This is a genomic window from uncultured Psychroserpens sp. (assembly GCF_947503375.1).
Classification (GTDB): Bacteria; Bacteroidota; Bacteroidia; order Flavobacteriales; family Flavobacteriaceae; genus Psychroserpens.
On sequence record NZ_CANNDQ010000018.1, the window covers coordinates 1 to 4322 of the forward strand.

The 4322-nt window shown below is 30.2% G+C and carries 6 protein-coding genes; all 6 read right to left on the reverse strand.

Features of this window, described 5'->3' with window-relative positions:
• Nucleotides 1–205: 205 nt before the first annotated feature.
• On the reverse strand, nt 206–964 hold the full coding sequence (locus Q0876_RS15555) for a hypothetical protein (RefSeq protein WP_299229780.1): 759 nt from the start codon (nt 962–964) through the stop codon (nt 206–208).
• Nucleotides 951–1652, reverse strand: a complete 702-nt coding sequence (locus tag Q0876_RS15560; RefSeq protein WP_299229783.1) for a hypothetical protein — start codon at nt 1650–1652, stop codon at nt 951–953. The genes Q0876_RS15555 and Q0876_RS15560 overlap by 14 nt, the downstream gene beginning before the upstream one ends.
• 163 nt (nt 1653–1815) lie before the next feature.
• Nucleotides 1816–2151 carry a hypothetical protein gene (locus Q0876_RS15565; protein WP_299229786.1) on the reverse strand — a complete coding sequence of 112 codons (336 nt, stop codon included), beginning with the start codon at nt 2149–2151 and terminating at the stop codon, nt 1816–1818.
• A gap of 17 nt (nt 2152–2168) precedes the next feature.
• Entirely contained in the window at nt 2169–2369 is a 201-nt protein-coding gene (locus Q0876_RS15570; protein ID WP_299229789.1) for a hypothetical protein, read from the reverse strand.
• Between the two features lie 150 nt (nt 2370–2519).
• The gene (locus Q0876_RS15575) at nt 2520–3308 is read right to left on the reverse strand and encodes a hypothetical protein (protein WP_299229792.1); all 789 of its coding nucleotides are present in this window, start codon (nt 3306–3308) and stop codon (nt 2520–2522) included.
• A 103-nt stretch (nt 3309–3411) separates the two neighbouring features.
• Nucleotides 3412–4194, reverse strand: coding sequence for a hypothetical protein (locus Q0876_RS15580; RefSeq protein WP_299229794.1), 783 nt, complete (start codon nt 4192–4194; stop codon nt 3412–3414).
• Between the last annotated feature and the right edge of the window lie 128 nt (nt 4195–4322).

Consider the following 4322-nt stretch of genomic DNA (forward strand, 5'->3'; position numbering starts at 1 on the left):
GCCTAAAAAAGAGCAAGCCAGCTATAACTCCAATTAATAGAATAGTTCTTTCTGACATTACAAATGTTTGCCAACGTGTTCGTGTTATGGTTAGTTGCGTTGGCTAGCTTAAAGATAATAAACTAGCACGAACCAGAGGAAAATCCGTAGGATTTTCCGAGTACACACAGACCAAGCAATTAGCTATACACGTTGTTGTAGGTAGTTATTTTAGCTCTAATTTTTTCTTTGAATCGATTAACTCAATTAATTTTGTTAGTGATGATTTAATTTTGTCCGATTCACTCTTTTTCAACATCAATTCAGCTTTGTTTTTCATTCCACTGTAATTGGCTTCAGGATATAGCTCAATAAGTTGAGTAAAGTATTTATCGATTCCTTCTGCAAGTTTAGATTTACCTTCATCAGTCAATGCTTTTTCTTCATTAATCTCATCTAAATAAATTATATAATTACTTACAAGAGTTCTAATATTCTTATTAATTATGTTTTTCACTCTTACTGAATTTGGGTCATCAGCTCTGTTTTTTATATCTTCATTTCCTAAATTAAAATAGTTAAGTTGTAAACCAAGACCAAAATGCCATACAGCTAACATTTCAACATCATAAATATAATTGTCTTTTCGGTCTCTTTCTTGATAAATCTGGGTCATATCTTGCCAATGTTCAAAGAATTTTGTTGAAACATTATTACGATGTTTTATCCCTAATTCTTTATCAGTAAGAACAACTTTGAAGTTTTGTTCATCTGTTAATTTTTGGACTATCATTCTCTGTTCAGGATTATCAAAAGTTGGTTTTTTTTCGTCATCTTCATATCCAAACCTTAATTCAAGAATAGCTTCTTTATAATCATTATTATCCCAATATCTTTTGTCTAAGGGAAAATCATATTTATCAGAATTACAACTCATTAGAATTGCGCATATAATTATTAAATACAGGTGCTTAATTTTTATCATTAATAGTGATTTTAGGATTTTTAAATTCTGATAACAAATCTAACAAACTATCTACTTCTTTCTCATATTTTTTTTGTTCACTTAAAACGTAGCTGTGTAAGGTATTATAATCATATTCCTTTTGATACTTTCTTTCTTCGATTTTATTTTTTTCTATAATCTCATTTACCGTTTTTTCGTCGAAAGAACTTAGTTTGGATATATTCTCTTTAGTTTTTCGAACAAAAAGTTCTGTTATTTTTATATGATATTTTTCGTGTCTTAAAAGTTCTTCACTATTTGTGTTCTTTTTGTAAACGAATGAGCGTGATGGATGAAATAGTGATTCTATAGTTACAGAATTATTTTCGATATCACTTTCTATTGAAGTTACAACATAAGCAAACCTTTTATTTCCGTATAATGATTTTTTGAAAAACTCTATTCCTCTAAAATTCTCAAAAGTAATTTTGTCGTATTTATCAAATGTTAATGGTTTCTCATAATTTAAATAATTTGTGTGACTTAAGATTCCGAATATTATTGCAGTAAAAATTATCAGAAGGAAGCTGTATTTGGTAAATCGAAGTAGTCTTTTTAAGAGTTTTTTGTTTTCTTCCTTACGCTCTTTTAATAATAAAAATATCTGATAGAAAACAGGTGAAAAATATAGTAAGAATATCAGAAAAATTATTAAGTAGTCATTCATTAACAAAGGTGGATTTTAATTACCTACAACGTATTCGTGTATGGCTCGTGCCGCCTTATCAGCAGAGTGAGTTACACAAAATTTATTTAAGCTTAAAGGTAAATAAATTTTAGTGTATTCAGAGGTATGAGCTATAGACGTTGTTGGGTGTTGTTATATTTTATTAAATCAAGTTGTATTTTTCTAAAGCATCATTCCAAATAAGTTCTTTGTTAATGGCTATAGACTTTAGAAATAACTCAGTAAATAATTGTTTGTTTAATTTGACTTGTTTTATTTCTCGAACAAATATTTCAGATTCTTCAATACTTAAGCAATTTGTCTTTCCATTGAGTTCGCAACATCCAAAACCATCAAATGATATTCTAACTAAAGCTATTTTTTTATTTTCGGTATAATTGTAGTCTATGAAAACTGAACTATCTAAGCAGGATAAATGAAAGTCGGCCTTTCTGCTATTTGGCAAGGTTACATTGTAAATATCTAAAGCTTTGTGCATAAAATTAAACGAAGATATTATTTGAGTTCAGATCCACACCATGGACAGTATTCAATAGAAATGTAAGATTGTCCACCATCGTGGATTATTATTCCATAATCTCCATCTTGTGCACGATATATTAGACTATCAGGACATTCAAATTCATCTTTGCACGATTTACATGTAAAAGTTGAATAAGATTTCATCATTTCGCAACAGAAAGAGTTTTTACCCATAAAGCTCTATTAAATTACACCCAACGTGTTCGTGTATGGTTGGTTGCGTTGGCAAGAACTAAGTTAGTAAAAGAAAACTAACCAGAGGAAAATCCGTAGGATTTTCCGAGTACACACAAAACAAGCAATTTACTATACACGTTGTTGTACCTAGTTTTGGTATTTAATTGTTCTATAGGTTTTATGAAATGGTTTTAAAATGCCATCAGGACTTTTAACATTAACAATCAATTTTATCCAATTGCCTTTGTCATCATACGTATATTCAAATTCATGTATGAAAGGTTCTTTTTTATCTGTCAAAATCCAATACATCTTTGCGATATCTCCATTTTTATTTCTTGCAATTATATAATCTCTATTAAAGTTACCATTAACCTCTTCTTCAAGTTTGCCTTGATAATTAAAGTCCATTAAAATGAATTTACTGTTTGCATAATCATATTTCACAGTTTGAAGTTTAGTGTAATCAGGTCCGACAATAGTATGCTCAATTGCCAGTGGATTTTTCAAACTATCATATTTCACAATGTATCTCATATATGTTTCTCCAGATCCATTTATTTTTTCCTTTATCTTTTTAAAGTCTTCGTATGTATATTTTACTTTTGTTATATACCACTTTCCTCCATCATATTTTAAATTCCCTTCATAGTTAAGAATTCTATTCATTGAATCTAATTCGATAATTTCGTCAGCAATCAATTCACTATTTCTGTGTTTTTTCACAAGCATTTGATGATTAGCTTTAAATGTGAAAATACTTTTTTCAATCCATGTTTCTGAATCTGCGTAGGTTATAGTATCGTTTACAATTATTTCAGTTGGAGTTCCAAATTTTACATCATAAAGATTTCTATTTAAAACTCGTTCGTTTATTTCTGAATAGAATGTTGGTTCAGATTCTTGATGTTGTGAATATCCTATCGTGGAAATCAAAAGTAAGGTTAGGAATTTGTTCATTTCTTAAATTAGGTACAACGGTCTCGTATAACCGTCAGTTACGGGTTAATATGCGTTAATTTTCGGTTTAGCACTGACGTTAGCAATTCCGAGTGGATTCGGACGTAGTCGAATCCGCCGTAATTGCGGTTATACATTGTTGTAAGCCGTTATCTATTTTTTCTTTAATACTCTTAATCAAAAAGCTAATCCTTTCAGGAAATCCGTGTTCCATATCACAACTCTCACAATAATAGCTTTCTATTCTATCTGGATAATCATCACATAATCTCGGAAAGATTCTATATGTAAATTGATGACTTGTCAAAGTCCACAATGTTTCTCTATCATTAATATTTGATTTGTTAATTCTTGTCAATAGTTTATCACAAATCTCAAGCATACTAATCAGTTCAGTAACTTTCGGGTTAGAAGCCATATCTGCTTCAGTTCCGTGATATTCACAGATATAATCAGAAAATAGTCTGTAAATTGCTTCGCTACCTTCCAAAATTGGTTTTTTATTATCTGATTCTCCAATGTCCCAAGGTTCAATGGTTGAATATTTAAATCCGTCTATGCTACTTTTTAGGTTAGAGTAATATTGATTCAATTGTTTGCTTTCATTTTCCAGCTTTTTATCAATTTCTTGTTGGTCAATTTGGTCTTGAATTATAAGATTTGCTTGGATTTGAGCTTTTAGAGCTAAAAAAACCAAAATTGCTCCAAGCACATTTATAAAAGGTGCCGTAATTCCGCCAATTGTATCGCCTATTTCACCAGTTCCAGTAAAGTCAGCAAGTCCTAATGGAAGAGTGAAAATCAATGGTGTAAGTAAGCAAATCGGAATTCCAATCCAAAGTAGAATTTTACCTGTCCTCAATGTTTTTCTAATCTTTTCTTTTTTGTCCATTCGTTTGCTTTAATGGCTTACAACGTGTTCGTGTATGGTTAGTTGCGTTGGCTGGAACTAAGTTAGCAAAAGAAAACGAACCAGAGGAAAATCCGTAG